Consider the following 17,539-nt stretch of genomic DNA (forward strand, 5'->3'; position numbering starts at 1 on the left):
CTAGTTGCCGAGATCTCCGAGATCGCCCAGGCCGCCGTCCTTCGGCAAGGCCAGGTCTTCGCTGCGGGGCAGTTCCTCGACGTTGACGTCCTTGAACGTAATCACGCGGACGTTCTTGACGAAACGGGCCGAACGGTAAACGTCCCAGACCCAGGCGTCCTGCAGGGTCAAATCGAAGTAAACTTCCCCGTCTGCGCTGCGGGCCTGGAGATCAACATGGTTGGCCAAATAGAACCGCCGCTCCGTCTCTACAACGTAGCTGAACAGACCGACTACATCCCGGTACTCACGGTAGAGCTGCAGCTCCATGTCGGTTTCATAGTTCTCAAGGTCCTCGGCACTCATGGTTCCATCTTGCACCATCTGCAAGGTGCCATGCGCCAGACCTGCAACAGAAAGCTACAGGATCGCTCTACTCGTGGTCGGGCCCGGTCAGGTGCCAGCTGGTCCGGTGGTACGCGCTGGGACCGTGCAGGCGGATGACGTCCCTGTGTGCGGCGGTGGCATACCCCTTGTTCACGTTCCAGCCGTAAGCCGGCAGCTCGGAGTGAAGGTCCACCATGATGCGGTCACGAGCCACCTTGGCCAATACGCTGGCCGCAGCAACACTCAGGCAACTCATGTCCGCCTTTACCCTGGTGTGGACCGGTGCCTCGCAGCCGGCGCCCGCCGGGGCAGGATCAAAAAGAGATGCTTGGACCTCGGGTGAGAGCCAGTTATGGCTCCCATCCAACAGGACCAGGTCAGGCCTGACTCCGCCGTCCAGGATGTCACACCACGCACGCGTGCCGGCCAGGCGCAAAGCCGCAATAATGCCGATCTCGTCGATTTCCCGGGACGAGGCATGACCTACAGCTGACGCCAGGGCCCATTCACGGACCAGGGGTTCCAGTCTGTCCCTGTCCTCTGGTTTGAGGAGTTTACTGTCGCGGACATCAGCCAGCAGGCCGTGATCGGCAAGGTCGACCACTGTGATGCCAACGCTGACCGGGCCAGCCAAGGCTCCACGGCCCACCTCGTCGACACCGGCCAGCAAGCGCACCCCGGAGGACAGAAAGGAACGCTCAACGTCGAGGGTGGGAAAACCTGCCTGGGCCTTGGCTTTGGCCTTCGCCGTGGCGGGGGTCTTCTTCCGGGCTGTTGCGGTAGCCATTACTTCGCCGGGGTGCCTTGAGGGACATTACGGAAAACGTCCGGATAGTTATCGAGGACGGTCCACCGGTTGATCGGCCACGCGATGACGGTTGCCTTGCCTTCGACGTCCTCTATGTTGACGAATCCACCGTTGACTTCCTGGTGGGCCCGCGAGTCAGCCGAGTGGTTGCGGTTATCGCCCATAACCCACACTTTACCTTCCGGCACGACGACGTCGAACGACTGCGGGGAAGGCAGTTCCGCGGGGTTGATATAGCTTTCATTGAGCGCGACGCCATTGACGCTGACGCGGCCTTGGGCGTCACAGCACGTGACATGATCGCCCGGCAGTCCGATGACGCGCTTCACCAGGTGCTGCTCACTGGCATCCGGAGCCAAGCCCACGAACTCGAGCGTGTCCCCTACCCAGTCCATGGGGCCGGCGGGTTTCTGTGCCACGGGCGGCAGCCAGGCCTGCGTGTCCTTGAAGACCACGACGTCTCCCCGCGAAAGGTCAAAGGGTCCGGGAACGAGCAAATTGATGAAGATGCGGTCGTAAACGTCCAGGGTGCTCTCCATGGACTCCGAGGGAATATAGAAAGCCTTGAAGAGGAAGGTTTTCAGCAGGAAGGACAACACCAGTGCAATGGCCACGACAGTGGCGATTTCCTTGATCCACACCAGGGCGGGATTCTTGCGGGGCTTCTTTTGATCCTCTTCAGGCTCTGCTGCACCAGCATCCGGCTCCGCTACACCAGCGGCACTTGCCGTTCCGTCCGGGAGCCGCGAGTCGTCGTCGTACCGCTCGGGGTTCCCAGGAGCTTTGTCCGGCATCTACTGTCCGTTCTTCGATGGTGTTTCGGCCTGCGTGGAGCGAGGCATCTCTGCAAATCTATCAAGTGGCCAGATGATCTGGACCGGCCGGCCGATAACCCGGTCCATCGGAACCATTCCTCCGCCGGGCGCACCAAGCAAGCCACGGGAGTCAGCAGACCGCGAGCGATGGTCGCCCATCAACCAGAGCCGGTCCGGAGGCACCACGACGTCGAACTTCTGCTTGCTGGGTTCGTCTCCCGGGTACAGATAGGGTTCCTCAAGTACCTGACCGTTCACTGTGAGGCGGCCGCCGGCATCACAACACTGGACATGGTCACCCGGCACCCCGATGACCCTCTTGACGTACGTGGTGTCGCTGCCCGTCAGCCCGAACCACTGGGCTGCTGCAGAGGCGGCGTCAACGAATGGACCGCGCCCGCTGCTCCGCGGAGCAAACGAACCCCGCCCATCAAAGACCACAACATCGCCCCGGCGGATCGGCTCGGCACTGAAGTCGGTCCGCGATACCAGGATCCGGTCGCCCGTCATCAGGAGCGGCTCCATCGATTCCGAGGGAATGTAGTAGACATCAAGCCACAGGGAACGGACCAATCCGCTGATGGCGATCGCGAGGACCAGTGCGAGCAAAACAAAACGCCATCCCTGTTTCCGGGGCTGGCGTTCTGATGTGTCCATGACTCGTATCCCTGTTGCGTTGCGGATTGCTCCGGATACAACCGGGCACGAATCCTGGACCCGTTGCGTAAGTCGCAGGACTTACTTGGCGAAGTCGCGCTTTTCCTTGATCTTCGCAGCCTTACCGCGCAGTGCGCGCATGTAGTAAAGCTTGGCGCGGCGGACGTCACCCTTGGTGACGACCTCGATCTTGTCGATGATCGGGGAGTGTACCGGGAAGGTACGCTCTACGCCGACACCGAAGGAAACCTTGCGCACGGTGAAGGTTTCGCGAACGCCGTCGCCCTGGCGGCCAAGGACGAAGCCCTGGAAAACCTGGACACGGGAGTTCTTGCCTTCGATGATGTTGACGTGAACCTTGAGGGTGTCACCCGCGCGGAACTCAGGAACATCGTTACGCAGCGAGGCTGCATCTACGCTATCGAGGATATGCATTAATCCACTCCTGGTGAACGCCACAGGTCATTCACTTTGGGTTACGGCGAACAAGCCCGCAGCCCGAAGGCCTACCGGAAATCTCCGCCGAAGTTTTATTAGTGTCCGGTTCCGCCACTGATTGGCGTCACCGGGTTGTCCGACTGTTGGCTGAACTCCCCCTGTGGCAGGTGTCAGCCCAGCAGACACAAGGGTTAATTCTGCCATAAGCGCAGCCATCCAGCCAACTGGCGGGACTGGAACTCCCGACGGCGGCGGGCAGCGCTACTTGGCGGCGTCGCCGCCGTGCCTGGCCTGCAGGCGTCCATCCACCACGTCGTAGCCGAGTTCCGTCAGCGCGTTGCGGTCGGCGCGGCTCAAAGCACCGGCGTCGAAATCCGCCAAGAGGTCAGGCCGGCGCTCTGCGGTGCGGCGGAACTGCTCGTGGCGGCGCCACTGGGCAATTTTTCCGTGGTTGCCGCTGAGCAGGATTTCCGGAACATCGTGGTTCCGCCACGACGAGGGCTTGGTGTAGACGGGATACTCCAGGAGGCCGTCGGAGTGCGACTCCTCGATCAGGGATTCCGGGTTTCCGACCACCCCGGGAAGCAGGCGGCCGATTGCCTCAACCATGGCAAGGACAGCTACCTCGCCACCATTGAGAACGTAGTCCCCGAGGCTGACGGGGCGCACCGTGAAGTGGTCCCGGGCCCAGTCCATGACGCGTTCGTCGATGCCTTCGTATCGGCCGCAGGCGAAGACCAGCTGCTCTTCTTCAGCGAGTTCGTAGGCCAGCGCCTGGTTGAAGCGTTGTCCTGCCGGTGACGGAACGATCAATACGGGCTTGGCACCTTCGTGCGCAGGCGCCAGCGACTCAAGGGCCTGGGCCCAGGGTTCAGGCTTCATGACCATCCCGGCACCCCCGCCGTACGGGGTATCGTCCACCGTCCGGTGCTTGTCGGTGGTGAAGCTGCGGAGATCGTGGACGTTGAGCTCCAGCAATCCGTCCTGCCGGGCCTTACCTATGAGGGAGAGCTCAAGGGGGGCCAGGTATTCGGGGAAAATACTGACGACATCAATCCTCATTCAGGCGTCATCCCCCGCTGCATCCTTTGCGTCGTCAGAGGAGTCGTCATTGAGCTCAAAGAGTCCCGCAGGCGGGGTGATGAGGACGTATCCGTCCTCGATGTTGACCTCGGGAACGATTTCATCCACGAAGGGAACAAGGATTTCCTTTCCCTCGTCCGTGGTGATTGTCAGCAGGTCCTGGACAGGCAACGTCGTCAGCGCTGCCACCTTGCCCACGACCTGGGATCCAACGCGCGCTTCCAGCCCAACGAGTTCGTGTTCGTACCAGCCCTCGTCGTCGTCTTCGTCGTCGAGTTCCTCGGTTTCGATGTACAGCTTGGCGCCGCGGATGGCCTCGGCGGCATTTCGGTCCGCGATCTCCTCGAATCCGAGCAGCAGGATGTCCTTGTTCCACCTGGCACTGCGGACGGTCAGGGGTCCGGCGGACGCCGGCTCCACGACGAACTCGGTTCCGGCGACGAAGCGCTCTGCGGGTGCGTCAGTGAGTACCTGCACCGTTACCTCGCCGCGAATGCCATGGGGTTTACCGATCCGGGCCACCTGGAGCTGCATGGGTTCCTCTGAATTCCTGTTGTTCCGCGCCGCCGGGCAGCCACGGTGTGAAGTGTTGGACAAAGCAATCCGGCCCCTCCACCATATTCGGTGAAGGGGCCGGATCTAAGACAAGCAGTGCTGAGCGCGTTACCGGCGGCGGTCGGTGTCGACGACGTCGACCCTGACCTGCTCGCCACCAGCCAAGGCGGCAACCACAGTGCGCAGTGCGCGTGCGGTCCGTCCTTGACGGCCGATCACCCGTCCGAGGTCCTCCTGGTGAACGCGCACCTCAAGGGATTCCCCGCGGCGGTTGTTCTTGGCACTGACCTTGACATCCTCAGGGCTGTCAACGATCCCACGAACCAAGTGCTCGAGCGCTTCTGCCAGCAACTTACTCAGCCTCGGTGGTCTCTGCTTCAGCCTCGGCCGGAGCCTCGGCAGCGTCGTCCTTCTTGGCCTTCTTGGTGATGGCTTCCGGGATGATGACGGAACCCTTCTCCGGTGCTACGAAAGCTTCCTTGGGAGCTTTCGTCTTCAGGGTGCCTTCCTGGCCCGGGAGGCCCTTGAACTTCTGCCAGTCACCGGTGATCTTGAGGATCGCAGCAACCTGCTCAGTCGGCTGGGCGCCAACGGAAAGCCAGTACTGGGCGCGCTCGGAAGCGACCTCGATGTACGACGGCTCTTCGGTGGGGTGGTACTTGCCGATTTCTTCAATGGCACGGCCATCGCGCTTGGCGCGGGCATCCATGACGACAATGCGGTAGTACGGTGCGCGCATCTTACCGAAGCGCTTAAGGCGAATCTTTACGGCCACTTTTGTGGTCACTCCTGTTTCTGAAACGGGGTTGAACCCGACGTTTTGCACCCGTGGGGCGGGCCATACTAGACGGTTCGAAGGACAAGATACGAGCACGGAGAGAGGGGCCGCACCGATCGAGTACCTGTCTATTGTGCCAGATGCCCGGGTAGATTACGACTCAAGCCCTCCGGGTCGGTGAGTTCTTGGTCACACCAAGGCCCGGTCAGTGACAGGACCCAGCCGGAGAGGTGGCTATTCGGACCAGACGTAAAGCCCGGCGCGCTCCGTTTTTTCCGCGTCCGTGGCCAGAGCGGCAAGTTGCTGAACGTACTGCCGGGACTGGGCGGCGTCGAACGGCATGTCTTCTTGTTCCGCCCAGGCGGAAGCAACGTCATCCAGGACATTGGCTTCACCTTCGCTCTCATACGTGAGCAACTCGGCCAAGGCCCTCACCATCGCTTCGGGAACGCCAAGCAGCGCGTCACTGGTGACGTCCACCAGCGCGAGTTCGTAGTCAGCGCCTGCGGCATGGACGGCCTGGCCGGCGAGGTCGCCCAGTTGTTCCACCTCGAAGTCCGTTATGCCGTTGATGCGGACTGCAGGGCCTGCGGCATCGGCACCTTTACCCAGGGCTGCCGCCCGCTTGAGTGCTTCATCGTGGGTGGCTACAAAAATTTCGGCAAAGCCCATGGAAAGTACTCTCAATCCTTCGTGCTGACGGGACGTCCGGCGCAGGCCCCCCAGGGTCCCGAACCGTCACTGCCCAGCCTAGTGCAGCATGGGGCACCGACGGGCACTCCGGCGGGATGCTGCCTAGCGAACAGCCACCCGCAGCTTGTTCCGCCACGGATCTTCGAACTGCAGTTCAGCGCCGGTGTGATGGTTCTGCACCCCGGCAACGCGCAAACGGTCCGCCAAGGCCCCGACATCCTCGCTGGATGGAACCTCGATCAACACTTCCCCCAGCCCAAGAGTGTCCTTGCGGGGGCCGGCACCCCGGCTGTTCCAGACATTCATGGCCATGTGATGGTGATAGCCGCCGGCGGATACGAACAGTGCTTGGCCGTGCCAGCCCGCGGTCCGCTCGAAGCCCAGGGTCCCGACGTAGAAGTCCTGGGCGGTGGCGACGTCACCTACCTGAAGGTGGACGTGCCCGACACCGGCCGCTGCCTGATGCTGGCCAGTGACGGCTTCTTCGCTCAGGTGCTGCTGAAGGAAACGTTGCGGCGGGAGGGCCACGTTGTCCATGACGACGTTCTTGCCGTCCCACTGCCAGGTTTCACGGGGCTTGTCGTAGTAAAGCTCGATGCCGTTGCCTTCCGGGTCGGTGAAGTAGAACGCTTCGCTGACCAGGTGGTCTGCGCTGCCCACGAACGCCCGGGGTTCGTATCCGGCAGCGGTGGCGATGGTGGCCGCCAGTGAGGGCTGATCCTGGAACAGTATGGCGGTGTGGAACAACCCGGCTTCCCCCCGCCCCGGAATCTGGAGCCCCGCAGCCGGCGCCAAGTGAACCACGGGCTTGCCTGCCCGGCCCAGGTAGAGGCCGCCGTCCTGTTCGGCCACGACCACAAGGCCCAAAGCACGCTGGTAGTAGTCACTCATGACTTTCATGTCGCCGACCTTGAGCATGACAGTGCCCATGGCGAGGTCGGCAGGAAGAAGGTCCCGTGCGGATGATGTGGACATGTGAAGCTCCCGGTGTTGAAGTGTCCGCCTTTCGGCAGGTTCTACTTCTCTAAATTACTTGAAGCTTCAATTTATTCCCAACCATTTGACGCTCATCCCATGAGTTCACCGCGAAGGACCACGTGCTTGAGCCCGGATACCGTCCGTAGGTCGTGCCGGGGATCGTCATGGCAGAGAACGACGTCGGCACTGGCGCCTTCGCTGATGGCGTCGGCTCCCAGCCACTTCCGGGCGCCCCACGCAGCGGCATCCAGGACCGCGGCGGGCGGCAGGCCGGCATCGTGCAGTTCATGCATTTCGTCCGCGATGCGGCCGTGCTTGATCACGCTGCCCGCATCCGTTCCCGCGTAGATCGCCACCCCGGCCTCGAAAGCCTCAAGGACCCGCTCACGCCGGCGCTCCCACAACCGCGTCATGTGGTCCGCGTACCCGGGGAACTTTGGCGCCGCCTGGGCGGCGATCTCCGGAAAGGTCGCAATGTTCACCAACGTGGGAACGATCGGCACTGACTGCTCCACCAGCCGTGGGATGTGCCGGGTCAGAAGGCCAGTGGCATGTTCGATGCAGTCGATGTTGGCATCCAGCATGTCGTCGATTGTGTCCTCCGCAAAGCAGTGCGCCGTGACCCTGGCACCTTCCTCGTGGGCGGCAGCTACGGCGTCCTTGACCAGCTTTGCCGGAAAAGAGGGCGCCAGGTCGCCAATGCCCCGGTCGATCCAGTCGCCTACGAGCTTCACCCAACCGTCGCCGTCGCGGGCCTCCTTACGGACGGTCTCCACCAGCTGTTCCGGTTCAATCTCATGGCCCAATCCGCGCAGGTACCGACGGCTTCGGGCGATGTGGCGGCCGGACCTGATAAGGCGGGGCAAGTCCGTCCGCTGCTGCACCCAACGTGTGTCGCTGGGAGATCCGCAGTCGCGGATCAGCAGGGTTCCCGAAGCGAGGTCGGCCTGGGCATGCGCGAGGGTGGTGGCGTCGTCCACGGCCCCACCGGCGCCCAAGCCGATATGGCAGTGGGCATCCACGAAACCCGGCAGGACCCAACCGTCCAGTACCTTGTCTGGAGGGGACGACGGCTTTTCAAACGTCAGCGCTCCCCCAACAGACCACATTCCTTGGCGCACGTCATCTGCTGCCACGAGCACGGGTCCGCTGAATTCAATGATGTTGGCCATGGCAAAAGCCTAATCCGCTGGGGGGCGGCAGGCTTCGGCGGACTGATGTGACTGGGCGCCCCCTGCCAGCTGTGGTAGCTTCGTCTACGACCACACGGGTGCCCTTGCAGGGGCTGAGATCGGGCTGAGGCAGCCTGCGACCGTTGAACCTGTCCGGGTAATGCCGGCGAAGGAAGTGAGTAATCCTTTGAGCACCACCAAAACACAGCACAGCCCTGCCCAAAGCGAGTCCAGCCCTGCCCAAAACGAGCCTGTTACGCAGTCCCTGAGGTCCCATTCGCTGGCATGGCTTGAAGACCATGACGCCGGAATCCGCGTCCCCGTGACGGAAATCGCGCTGGAGCCCTCCCCCAATGGCCAAGCCAACGCACCACTGCAGGTGTACCGGACGGCAGGCCCGGGCAGCGATCCCGTCGTGGGCTTGGAACCGTTCCGGGCCGCATGGATCGAGTCCCGCGGCGACACTGAGGCCTATTCCGGCCGCGAACGGAACCTGCTCGACGACGGCAAGTCGGCTGTTCGCCGCGGGGCCGCCTCAGCCGAGTGGAAGGGCGCGCAACCGGTGCCTCGCCGCGCCGTCGAGGGTAAGACCGTCACCCAGATGCACTACGCACGGCAAGGCCTGGTGACGCCTGAGATGCGCTTCGTGGCGCTGCGCGAGAATTGCGATGTCGAACTGGTCCGCAGCGAAGTCGCCGCCGGCCGCGCGATCATTCCCAACAACATCAACCACCCCGAATCCGAGCCCATGATTATCGGCAAGGCCTTCCTGGTGAAGATCAACGCCAACATCGGCAATTCGGCCGTCACCAGTTCAATTGCCGAAGAAGTGGACAAGCTTCAGTGGGCTACGCAGTGGGGCGCGGACACCGTCATGGACTTGTCAACCGGCGACGACATCCACACCACCCGCGAGTGGCTGATCCGCAACTCCCCTGTTCCGATCGGCACCGTTCCCATCTACCAGGCGCTGGAAAAGGTCAATGGAGAAGCCAACAAGCTCACGTGGGAAATCTTCCGTGACACAGTGATCGAACAGTGCGAGCAAGGCGTGGACTACATGACGATCCATGCCGGTGTACTGCTCAGGTACGTACCGCTGACCGCCAACCGCGTGACAGGCATAGTCTCCCGTGGCGGGTCCATCATGGCGGGGTGGTGCCTGGCCCACCACCAGGAGAACTTCCTGTACACGCACTTCGACGAGTTGTGCGAAATTTTTGCCAAGTACGACGTCGCGTTTTCCCTCGGCGACGGCCTGCGTCCCGGCGCTACCGCTGACGCCAACGACGCCGCACAATTCGCGGAACTGGACACCCTGGCCGAACTCACACAGCGCGCCTGGGAATTCGACGTGCAGGTGATGGTGGAAGGTCCCGGGCATATCCCGTTCCACCTGGTCCGCGAAAATGTGGAACGGCAGCAGGAACTCTGCAAAGGGGCACCGTTCTACACCCTGGGTCCGCTGGTCACCGACGTCGCCCCCGGCTACGACCACATCACCTCAGCCATCGGTGCCACGGAGATCGCCCGCTACGGTACGGCCATGCTCTGCTACGTCACGCCCAAGGAACACTTGGGCCTACCCAACAAAGACGATGTCAAAACAGGGGTGATCACGTATAAGATCGCGGCGCACGCGGCGGACCTTGCCAAGGGGCACCCCGGCGCACACGAGCGCGACGACGCACTTTCCAAGGCGCGCTTCGAGTTCCGGTGGAGGGACCAGTTTGCCCTGTCCCTCGATCCTGTGACGGCCGAGTCGTTCCACGATGAAACGCTGCCGGCCGAACCCGCCAAAACGGCGCACTTCTGCTCAATGTGCGGGCCCAAGTTCTGTTCGATGCGCATCAGCCAGGACATCCGCGACGAATACGGTTCAGCAGAATCCCAAGCGGCGATCGCAGGAATGTACAGCGGGATGCGGGAAAAAAGTGCGGAGTTCCTCGCCTCCGGTGGAAAGGTCTACCTGCCGGAGCTCCAGGTGGCCTCCGCACGGACGCCGGAGCCGATCGATGGGACCACGCAGTCAGGAAGCCTGAACTGACCTGGCCCGTCGCACCTCTGCGACGAACGAACGGATGATGTGATCGCCGTCGGGTGAGTCCTGGGGCCGGTGCCCGCCTGCTGCCACACGGCGGAGGGCACCGGTCTCCTGGAGGTACGCGGCGATTTCCTCGTACAGCGGCTCCCAACCACCAGTAAGAACCAAGGTGGGAACACCAGGAACAATGTGCAGCGGAGCTTCCCACGGCGGAGCTTGGAGCCGGAGCCTGCGGGCAGAACGCCGGGCCTCGGGAGAGTCGAGCCCTCCCGTTTCGGCGGAAAACGCGCGGAGGAAAAACTCACGCTGGTAATCGGCGTCGTTGAGCTGGCCCCGCACCTCAAACAGCGGTTCCATCAGCGCCCGATATGAAGCGGTAGCGGGAAGCTCAGCAGTCAAGGACAAACAGGCGGGCTCCACCAAGGAAAGCGAATGCACAAGATCAGGGCGCTCAACGGCCGCCAACATGGCGGAGATCGCGCCTTGCTCGTGCGCTACGACGTGGCCGCCCCCTGAATCAGCCAAGGCACCAATCACGATGGCGACGTCGGCAGCGACGTTGGATTCCGCCGGTTCCGCGACCGGATCAAAACCGTGCCTCCGGAGAAAAAGTGCATCATAGCCAAGCGCCATGCCGTGCTGCTTCGGCCAGGCCGCAGCACCAAAACTGCCCAGGCCGTGAAGGAAGACTACGCGCTGCTTATGCATTGGTTCAGCCTATTCGACGGCTCTGACATCCCGGCTCCGACGCGGGGCCGGGATGTCGGCACGGTTATTTACCGAGGAACTTGTCGAAACCCTTGGGAAGGTTGAGCGAGGACGGGTCGAAGTCCGCTGCGCCCTGGCCGAAGGCCGCGCCTGTGGGAGCCGCCGAGGCCGCATTGGCCCGCTTGGCCTCTGCGTCACGCAGCTCCTGGGCAGCCTTGGCCGGGTTGCCCGACCGTGCCTTCTTCTTGGGCGCGTTCTTCCCGTTCTTTCGTCCTCCACCGGGACCACCGAGGCCGGGCATTCCGGGCATGCCCGGCATGCCGCCGCCCTGGGCCAGCTTCTTCATCATCTTCTGGGCCTGGGCGAAACGCTCCAGCAGGCCGTTGACCTCGGAAACATGGACACCTGAACCCTTGGCGATACGGGCGCGGCGTGAGCCGTTGATGATCTTGGGAGCCACACGCTCGTGCGGGGTCATGGAACGGACGATCGCTTCGACGCGGTCGATCTCTTTTTCGTCGAAGTTCTCAAGCTGCTGGCGGATGTTCTGCGCACCCGGCATCATCATGAGCATCTTCTTCATGGAGCCCATGTTGCGGATCTGCTGCATCTGGGCCAGGAAGTCGTCAAGGGTGAAGTCTTCCTGGTCGGCGAATTTCTTCGCCATCCGGGCTGCTTCGTCCTTGTCCCACGCCTTCTCAGCCTGTTCGATCAGGGTAAGTACGTCACCCATGTCCAGGATGCGGGAAGCCATCCGGTCCGGGTGGAAGAGTTCGAAATCGTCAAGGCCTTCGCCCGTTGACGCGAACATGACCGGCTTACCGGTGACCGACGCAACGGAAAGTGCGGCACCACCGCGGGCGTCGCCGTCGAGCTTCGAGAGCACGATGCCGGTGAAGTTGACGCCTTCATCGAACGCCATCGCCGTGTTGACGGCGTCCTGGCCGATCATGGAGTCGATGACAAAAAGGACTTCGTTGGGAATGATCGCCTGGCGGATGCGACGGGCCTGGTCCATCATCTCGGCGTCCACGCCGAGGCGGCCGGCGGTGTCCACGATCACGACGTCGTGAAGCTTCTGGCGGGCTTCCTCGACGCCGGCCTTGGCTACCGCAACCGGGTCACCGGCGGGGTGCTCAAGTTCGGAGGTGGCACCCGGGTGCGGGGCGAACACCGGGACACCGGCGCGCTGGCCAACTACCTGGAGCTGGGTCACTGCATTAGGGCGCTGAAGGTCGCACGCCACCAGCATGGGGCTGTGGCCCTGGGCCTTGAGCCACTTGGAAAGCTTGCCTGCGAGGGTGGTCTTACCGGCACCCTGAAGGCCGGCCAGCATGATGATGGTGGGGCCGGTTTTGGCCAGACGGATGCGGCGGGTCTCGCCGCCGAGGATCTCTTTGAGTTCCTCATTGACGATCTTGACGATCTGCTGGCTCGGGTTCAGCGCTCCCGAAACCTCGGCACCCAGGGCGCGTTCACGGATGCGGCCTGTGAACTCGCGGACCACGGACACTGCGACGTCCGCGTCCAGGAGGGCACGGCGGATCTCCCGGACGGTGGCATCGACGTCAGCCTCGGTGAGGCGGCCCTTGCCACGGAGGTTCTTGAAGGTTGCTGTCAACCGGTCAGAGAGTGAATTGAACACGCGCCGCGCACTTCTTTCGATGGTCTACGAATGGTGGCCGGTCCGGCGTTAACCACGGGACTCGACTATCTAGGGTACCAAGTCACGCTGGCAAGGTGGCATGCTGGCACAGTGACCAGTAAAACAACTGTAAAAACGTTGCTCATCCTCGGCGCGTCCGGGGACCTGACAGGCAGGCTGCTCCTGCCCGGACTAGCCGGACTCCTGGCGGCCGGCCGTGCCCCCGGACTGAGGCTGGTGGGCGCCGGTTCGGACCCGTGGTCACCGGATCAATGGCAGGAACGGGTCAAGGGCGCCTTCGAGGCGGCGTCGGAGTCCGCCGATACTGCCGGACGCGCGGCGTTGGCCGCAGTTGCCGAAAGTACCGAATACCACCAGGTGGATGTGACAGCGGATGGCCCCTTGGCCGAACTGCTGGCGCAGCTGGAGGGGCCGGTCGCCGTGTACTTTGCACTGCCTCCCCACGTCAGCCAGAAGGCCTGCGAAATACTGCGGCGTGAGCAGGTGCCGGCCGGCACGCGCCTGGTGATGGAGAAGCCCTTCGGCTCGGGCACTGAATCAGCGCGTGAACTGAACAAGACCCTGGCGGCCCTGGTGCCCGAGGACCACATCCACCGCGTGGACCACTTCCTGGGCAAGGCGACAGTCCTGAATATCCTGGGCCTACGCTTCGCCAACAGATTCCTGGAACCCGTCTGGAACCGTGAGCACGTCGAAAAGGTGGAAATCGTCTTCGACGAAGACCTGGCCCTCGAAGGACGGGCGCGTTACTACGACGCTGCCGGAGCCCTGCGTGACATGATCCAAAGCCATCTCCTGCACATCATGGCTTTCCTGGCCATCGATGCCCCGGCCACCATCGAAGAACGCGATCTCCGTGACGCTGTGGCTACCGTGCTGCGCGCCAGCAGCGTCAAAGCCCCCTTCGATGCCTCCACACGGCGGGCCAGGTACACCGCCGGAACCCTCGGCGAACGTACAGTCCCCGACTACGCCACTGAACAAGGCGTGGATCCCGGGCGCAACACCGAAACCCTGGCCGAAGTCCAGGTGGACATTGATAACTGGCGGTGGAAGGGTGTCCCGTTCATCCTCCGGTCCGGAAAAGCCATGGGAGAACGCCGGAAGGAGGCTGTCATCACCTTCCGGCCGGTTCCCCAGCTGCCGGTGGGCTTTACGGGCGTGGACTCCCCCAACCAACTACGGATTGGTTTCGGGCCGGACACCTTGGAGCTCCATGTCGATGTCAATGGGCCCGGAAACATCTTCACGCTGGACCGCGCGACCCTCATGGCAGAACTGAGCGCAGCGGGAATGCTGCCCTACGGTGAAGTCCTGGAAGGAATCCTCACCGGCGATCCCCTGCTGTCCGTCCGCGGCGACACCGCCGAAGACTGCTGGCGGATCATCGAGCCGGTCCTTCGGGCCTGGGCGGACGGCGAGGTGCCGCTGGAAGAATACGACGCCGGGAGCGAGGGGCCGGCGGGCTGGCCCACCGCCGTCGACAACTAGGTCAGCGCAGCGCAAAGCGGGCCGGATACCTTGAAGGGTACCCGGCCCGCTTTGCCATCACCTGGACGGTCCTGCTGTCCTGGCTACTGTGTTGTTGTCCTAGATTGCGGCCGCGCCACGTTCGCCGGTGCGAACCCGGACCGCTTCATAAACGTCCACGGTCCATACCTTGCCGTCACCTGCGCGTCCGGTATTCGAGCTGGCAATGAGGACATCCAGGATGTCGTCCGCCTGCTCGTCGGTGGCGAGAACCTCGATCCGGATCTTGGGCAGCAAATCCACGTTGTACTCAGCTCCGCGGTATACCTCGGTATAGCCGCGCTGCCGGCCATAACCACTGGCCGCGCTGACCGTCAGGCCCTGGACTCCGTAGGCTTCGAGGCCTTCACGGACCGCTTCAAGCTTTTCGGGACGAACGATCGCTGTGATGAGCTTCATGCCTGGACACTCTCCTTGCCCTCTGCGGGTGCCTTGGTTGCGGTGGTTTCCGACTTGCCGGTCATGGCCTCGTGCAGCGGCTGGAAGCTGCCGCCGTGGCCGTTGATGCCGAACTCGTAAGCGGTCTCAGCGTGGAGGCTGAGGTCAACGCCCACGTTCTCCTGTTCCGTGGAAACCCGGAAGCCCATGGTCTTGTGGATGGCGAAGGCGATGATGGCCGTCATGACAGCCGAGAACGCGATGGCAATGCCGGCCGCAGCAAGCTGTGCCCACATCTGGGTCCATCCTCCGCCGTAGAAGAGGCCGCCTCCAACTCCGTCCACGGACTTGGCGATGAAGCCCAGGGCCACGGTGCCGATGATTCCGGAGACGAGGTGGACTCCCACGACGTCCAAAGAGTCGTCGAAGCCCCAGCGGAACTTCAGGCCGACAGCAAGGGCAGAGGCCACACCGGCAACCACACCGAGCGCCAGGGCGCCGATGGGATCAACGTTTGCGCAGGCAGGGGTGATAGCTACCAAACCGGCGACTACACCGGACGCTGCGCCGAGCGATGTCGGGTGGCCGTCGCGGATACGTTCCGTGATGAGCCAGCCGATCATGGCTGCCGCGGGTGCTGCCAGGGTGTTGATCCAGATCAGGCCCGCCTGTTCCGCAGTGGTAGCTGCGCCGCCATTGAAGCCGAACCAGCCAAACCACAGAACTGCAGCACCGAGCATGACGAACGGGATGTTGTGGGGACGGTGGTTGGGGTCCTTGCCGAAACCGCGGCGGTTGCCAATGATGAGGACCAGGACGAGAGCTGCTACACCGGCGTTGATGTGAACCACGGTGCCGCCGGCGAAGTCGATGGCCGGGCCGAGGGCCTTGCCGATTGCGCCTTCGGGGCCGAACAAGCCTCCACCCCAGACCATGTAGGCCAGCGGGCAGTAGACCAAGGTGACCCAGACCGGAACGAAGATGCTCCAGGCACCAAACTTGGCACGGTCTGCGATCGCACCGCTGATGAGGGCGACGGTGATGATGGCGAAGGTAGCTGCGTAGCCAATCTTGATCATCGCGTCCGGGGTGGTTTCAACTCCGATAAGACCGAACGAAGCGAACGGGTTGCCCACGATCTCCAGGAAACCTTCCCCGGAGCTCATCGATGCGCCCCACATCACCCAGACGACCCCGACGATGCCGATGGAGATGAAGCTCATCATCATCATGTTCAAGGCTGCCTTGGCGCGTGTCATGCCGCCGTAGAAAAATGCCAGACCAGGTGTCATGAACAGCACAAGCGCCGCCGCCACCATGACCCATACGTGACCTGCGGTAAGTTCCATGGTGCACGTTCCTCTCTTGCTAGATCTGCGGTTCAACCGCTGTCCTGACGCCTTTTGCGTCCTGCTTAAGAGTTTTGTGCCGCCGTGTTTCACCTGCGCTGGATTTATATTGCGGGCCGGTTACAACAACCTCCCCAACGTAAATGGTGCATATCTCCGATGTTACGGATATGTTTCAGGCGTCAGACTTCACAGGAATTGCCCAGCTCAACCCCGTCGCAGCGCAGAAGTGCCAAAAACCCACCAGAAGGACCAGCCCCGAATGACCCAGTCGTCCCGATCCACCAAAGTTCCAAGGATCCGGCAGGAAAAGGCGCCCTTGCCACGGGACATCAAGGTGATGTTGGCTGCCGCGTTCCTGATCGCCTTGGGATTCGGGCTGGTCGCTCCCGTTCTGCCGCAATTCGCCACGACCTTCGACGTCGGTGCCACCGCGGCTGCCGTGATCGTGAGCATCTTCGCTTTCATGCGGCTGGTCTTCGCACCGGCGGGCGGGGCATTGATCGGACGGTTCGGGGAACGGAACGTGTACGTCTCCGGCCTTTTGATCGTTGCCGTATCCACGGCGGCCTGCGCCTTCGCCCAGGACTACTGGCAGTTGCTGATTTTCCGCGGACTCGGCGGGGCCGGCTCGGTGATGTTTACCGTTGCGGCCATGGGACTGCTCATCCGGCTGGCCCCGCCGGAACGGCGTGGCCGGGTATCCGGCGCCTATGCTTCGGCGTTCCTGATTGGCAGCGTCCTGGGGCCGGTGGTGGGTGGCCTGCTGGCAGGTTTCGGGCTGAGGGTTCCCTTCCTGGCCTATGCCGGAGCGCTCCTTGTTGCTGCCCTGGTGGTCAGGACAATGCTCCGAGGTGACGGCAATGCCGCCCAGGAGGCCGGACCGGCACCCGCAATGGCGTTGAAGGAGGCGCTGTCCGACTCCGCCTACCGCGCCGCGGTTTTTTCCAGCTTCGGCAACGGCTGGGTTACGTTCGGCGTCCGCATGGCTACCATCCCGCTCTTTGCTGTGGCCGTCCTGGATTCACGTCCGGAAACCGCGGCATGGGCACTGGCCGTGTTCGCCGTCGGAAATGCACTTGCCCTGACGTTCTCCGGCCGCCTGGCAGATGCCTGGGGACGAAAACGCCTGCTGATCCCTGGCCTGGTCATCACTGGACTGGCCACAGGGCTCATCGGCCTGACCACGGATCTGGCTGCTTTCTTCATCGCCTCCGCCATAGCAGGCTTCGGCTCCGGATTGCTGGGGCCGGCGCAGCAGGCCGCCGTCGCCGATGTCATTGGAAGGGGACGCTCGGGCGGCAAGGTGCTTGCCGTCTTCCAGATGGCTGCCGATACTGGCGCAATCATCGGCCCGGTGGTTGCCGGCCTGATCGCCGACCGCTTGGGCTATGGCTGGGCGTTCGGCCTGACGGGTGCGGTGCTGTTGGTCACCGCGGCAGCGTGGCTGCCTGCAAGGGAACCCCTTAAACCCAGGAACTGACCGGCGGCCGAGGTTGCCCGGTTTCGGGTCAACCACTG

General features: G+C 63.0%; 19 protein-coding genes and 1 riboswitch. Of the genes, 3 read left to right on the top strand and 16 right to left on the bottom strand.

The features are described 5' to 3' along the window. The 12 genes from HMI60_RS04635 to HMI60_RS04690 all read right to left on the bottom strand — a co-directional run bounded on the left by HMI60_RS04635 (nucleotide 1) and on the right by HMI60_RS04690 (nucleotide 8,343). Nucleotides 1-345, bottom strand: coding sequence for a DUF2469 domain-containing protein (locus HMI60_RS04635; protein ID WP_018776202.1), 345 nt, complete (start codon nucleotides 343-345; stop codon nucleotides 1-3). Between the two features lie 67 nt (nucleotides 346-412). Continuing rightward, on the bottom strand, nucleotides 413-1,153 hold the full coding sequence (locus tag HMI60_RS04640; RefSeq protein ID WP_055972305.1) for a ribonuclease HII: 741 nt from the start codon (nucleotides 1,151-1,153) through the stop codon (nucleotides 413-415). Beyond that, on the bottom strand, nucleotides 1,153-1,968 hold the full coding sequence (gene lepB, locus HMI60_RS04645) for a signal peptidase I (RefSeq protein WP_039241891.1): 816 nt from the start codon (nucleotides 1,966-1,968) through the stop codon (nucleotides 1,153-1,155). Before lepB (HMI60_RS04645) ends, HMI60_RS04640 begins: the two co-directional genes overlap by 1 nt. After that, nucleotides 1,969-2,646 (bottom strand): signal peptidase I, encoded by a 678-nt coding sequence (gene lepB, locus HMI60_RS04650; protein WP_193590641.1) that lies wholly within the window; start codon nucleotides 2,644-2,646, stop codon nucleotides 1,969-1,971. A gap of 81 nt (nucleotides 2,647-2,727) precedes the next feature. Further along, nucleotides 2,728-3,081: a 50S ribosomal protein L19 gene (gene rplS, locus HMI60_RS04655; RefSeq protein ID WP_014922079.1), complete on the bottom strand. Its 354-nt coding sequence runs from the start codon at nucleotides 3,079-3,081 to the stop codon at nucleotides 2,728-2,730. Nucleotides 3,082-3,345: 264 nt separating this feature from the next. Then, nucleotides 3,346-4,146 (bottom strand): tRNA (guanosine(37)-N1)-methyltransferase TrmD, encoded by an 801-nt coding sequence (gene trmD / locus HMI60_RS04660; RefSeq protein WP_193590642.1) that lies wholly within the window; start codon nucleotides 4,144-4,146, stop codon nucleotides 3,346-3,348. Further along, nucleotides 4,147-4,701 (bottom strand): ribosome maturation factor RimM, encoded by a 555-nt coding sequence (gene rimM, locus HMI60_RS04665; RefSeq protein WP_018776207.1) that lies wholly within the window; start codon nucleotides 4,699-4,701, stop codon nucleotides 4,147-4,149. A 129-nt stretch (nucleotides 4,702-4,830) separates the two neighbouring features. After that, nucleotides 4,831-5,073, bottom strand: coding sequence for an RNA-binding protein (locus tag HMI60_RS04670; protein ID WP_011775119.1), 243 nt, complete (start codon nucleotides 5,071-5,073; stop codon nucleotides 4,831-4,833). A 1-nt stretch (nucleotide 5,074) separates the two neighbouring features. Beyond that, nucleotides 5,075-5,497 carry a 30S ribosomal protein S16 gene (rpsP, locus tag HMI60_RS04675; protein WP_018776208.1) on the bottom strand — a complete coding sequence of 141 codons (423 nt, stop codon included), beginning with the start codon at nucleotides 5,495-5,497 and terminating at the stop codon, nucleotides 5,075-5,077. Nucleotides 5,498-5,734: 237 nt separating this feature from the next. Continuing rightward, a complete protein-coding gene (locus HMI60_RS04680; RefSeq protein WP_193590643.1) occupies nucleotides 5,735-6,172 on the bottom strand; it encodes a hypothetical protein in 438 nt (145 codons plus the stop codon). A gap of 123 nt (nucleotides 6,173-6,295) precedes the next feature. Then, the gene (locus tag HMI60_RS04685) at nucleotides 6,296-7,168 is read right to left on the bottom strand and encodes a VOC family protein (RefSeq protein WP_110504003.1); all 873 of its coding nucleotides are present in this window, start codon (nucleotides 7,166-7,168) and stop codon (nucleotides 6,296-6,298) included. 92 nt (nucleotides 7,169-7,260) lie between these two features. After that, nucleotides 7,261-8,343 (bottom strand): amidohydrolase family protein, encoded by a 1,083-nt coding sequence (locus HMI60_RS04690; protein WP_193590644.1) that lies wholly within the window; start codon nucleotides 8,341-8,343, stop codon nucleotides 7,261-7,263. Nucleotides 8,344-8,427: 84 nt separating this feature from the next. Further along, a riboswitch (TPP riboswitch) is annotated at nucleotides 8,428-8,535 on the top strand. Here HMI60_RS04690 and thiC point away from each other — a divergent pair. After that, nucleotides 8,531-10,390 carry a phosphomethylpyrimidine synthase ThiC gene (thiC, locus tag HMI60_RS04695; RefSeq protein ID WP_193590645.1) on the top strand — a complete coding sequence of 620 codons (1,860 nt, stop codon included), beginning with the start codon at nucleotides 8,531-8,533 and terminating at the stop codon, nucleotides 10,388-10,390. It overlaps the preceding riboswitch by 5 nt. On the opposite strand, the gene HMI60_RS04700 is transcribed toward thiC, so the two are convergent. Then, on the bottom strand, nucleotides 10,373-11,095 hold the full coding sequence (locus HMI60_RS04700) for an alpha/beta fold hydrolase (RefSeq protein WP_193590646.1): 723 nt from the start codon (nucleotides 11,093-11,095) through the stop codon (nucleotides 10,373-10,375). The two genes, thiC and HMI60_RS04700, sit on opposite strands and share 18 nt — an antisense overlap. A gap of 64 nt (nucleotides 11,096-11,159) precedes the next feature. Further along, the gene (gene ffh / locus HMI60_RS04705; RefSeq protein WP_018776214.1) at nucleotides 11,160-12,740 is read right to left on the bottom strand and encodes a signal recognition particle protein; all 1,581 of its coding nucleotides are present in this window, start codon (nucleotides 12,738-12,740) and stop codon (nucleotides 11,160-11,162) included. Nucleotides 12,741-12,851: 111 nt separating this feature from the next. On the opposite strand from ffh, the gene HMI60_RS04710 reads away from it, so the two are divergent. After that, entirely contained in the window at nucleotides 12,852-14,252 is a 1,401-nt protein-coding gene (locus HMI60_RS04710; RefSeq protein WP_193590647.1) for a glucose-6-phosphate dehydrogenase, read from the top strand. Nucleotides 14,253-14,351: 99 nt separating this feature from the next. Here the strand turns inward: HMI60_RS04710 and HMI60_RS04715 are convergent, their stop codons facing one another. Both HMI60_RS04715 and HMI60_RS04720 read right to left on the bottom strand, forming a co-directional pair. After that, nucleotides 14,352-14,690, bottom strand: coding sequence for a P-II family nitrogen regulator (locus HMI60_RS04715; RefSeq protein ID WP_017199639.1), 339 nt, complete (start codon nucleotides 14,688-14,690; stop codon nucleotides 14,352-14,354). Next, complete coding sequence (locus tag HMI60_RS04720) at nucleotides 14,687-16,018, bottom strand: ammonium transporter (RefSeq protein WP_018776216.1); 1,332 nt, start codon at nucleotides 16,016-16,018, stop codon at nucleotides 14,687-14,689. Before HMI60_RS04720 ends, HMI60_RS04715 begins: the two co-directional genes overlap by 4 nt. A gap of 262 nt (nucleotides 16,019-16,280) precedes the next feature. Here HMI60_RS04720 and HMI60_RS04725 point away from each other — a divergent pair, with 262 nt between their 5' ends. Next, on the top strand, nucleotides 16,281-17,501 hold the full coding sequence (locus tag HMI60_RS04725) for an MFS transporter (protein ID WP_193590648.1): 1,221 nt from the start codon (nucleotides 16,281-16,283) through the stop codon (nucleotides 17,499-17,501). Nucleotides 17,502-17,539 lie beyond the last annotated feature (38 nt).

This window comes from Paenarthrobacter sp. YJN-D, assembly GCF_015040335.1.
In the GTDB taxonomy this organism is placed as follows: Bacteria; Actinomycetota; Actinomycetes; order Actinomycetales; family Micrococcaceae; genus Arthrobacter; species Arthrobacter nicotinovorans.

What these genes read in the sequence shown, in the direction of transcription:
- HMI60_RS04635 (WP_018776202.1), bottom strand. Translation starts at nt 345, where the DNA reads ATGAGTGCCGAGGACCTTGAGAACTATGAAACCGACATGGAGCTGCAG.
- HMI60_RS04640 (WP_055972305.1), bottom strand. Translation starts at nt 1,153, where the DNA reads ATGGCTACCGCAACAGCCCGGAAGAAGACCCCCGCCACGGCGAAGGCC.
- lepB (WP_039241891.1), bottom strand. Translation starts at nt 1,968, where the DNA reads ATGCCGGACAAAGCTCCTGGGAACCCCGAGCGGTACGACGACGACTCG.
- lepB (WP_193590641.1), bottom strand. Translation starts at nt 2,646, where the DNA reads ATGGACACATCAGAACGCCAGCCCCGGAAACAGGGATGGCGTTTTGTT.
- rplS (WP_014922079.1), bottom strand. Translation starts at nt 3,081, where the DNA reads ATGCATATCCTCGATAGCGTAGATGCAGCCTCGCTGCGTAACGATGTT.
- trmD (WP_193590642.1), bottom strand. Translation starts at nt 4,146, where the DNA reads ATGAGGATTGATGTCGTCAGTATTTTCCCCGAATACCTGGCCCCCCTT.
- rimM (WP_018776207.1), bottom strand. Translation starts at nt 4,701, where the DNA reads ATGCAGCTCCAGGTGGCCCGGATCGGTAAACCCCATGGCATTCGCGGC.
- HMI60_RS04680 (WP_193590643.1), bottom strand. Translation starts at nt 6,172, where the DNA reads ATGGGCTTTGCCGAAATTTTTGTAGCCACCCACGATGAAGCACTCAAG.
- HMI60_RS04685 (WP_110504003.1), bottom strand. Translation starts at nt 7,168, where the DNA reads ATGTCCACATCATCCGCACGGGACCTTCTTCCTGCCGACCTCGCCATG.
- HMI60_RS04690 (WP_193590644.1), bottom strand. Translation starts at nt 8,343, where the DNA reads ATGGCCAACATCATTGAATTCAGCGGACCCGTGCTCGTGGCAGCAGAT.
- HMI60_RS04700 (WP_193590646.1), bottom strand. Translation starts at nt 11,095, where the DNA reads ATGCATAAGCAGCGCGTAGTCTTCCTTCACGGCCTGGGCAGTTTTGGT.
- HMI60_RS04715 (WP_017199639.1), bottom strand. Translation starts at nt 14,690, where the DNA reads ATGAAGCTCATCACAGCGATCGTTCGTCCCGAAAAGCTTGAAGCGGTC.
- HMI60_RS04720 (WP_018776216.1), bottom strand. Translation starts at nt 16,018, where the DNA reads ATGGAACTTACCGCAGGTCACGTATGGGTCATGGTGGCGGCGGCGCTT.
- HMI60_RS04725 (WP_193590648.1), top strand. Translation starts at nt 16,281, where the DNA reads ATGACCCAGTCGTCCCGATCCACCAAAGTTCCAAGGATCCGGCAGGAA.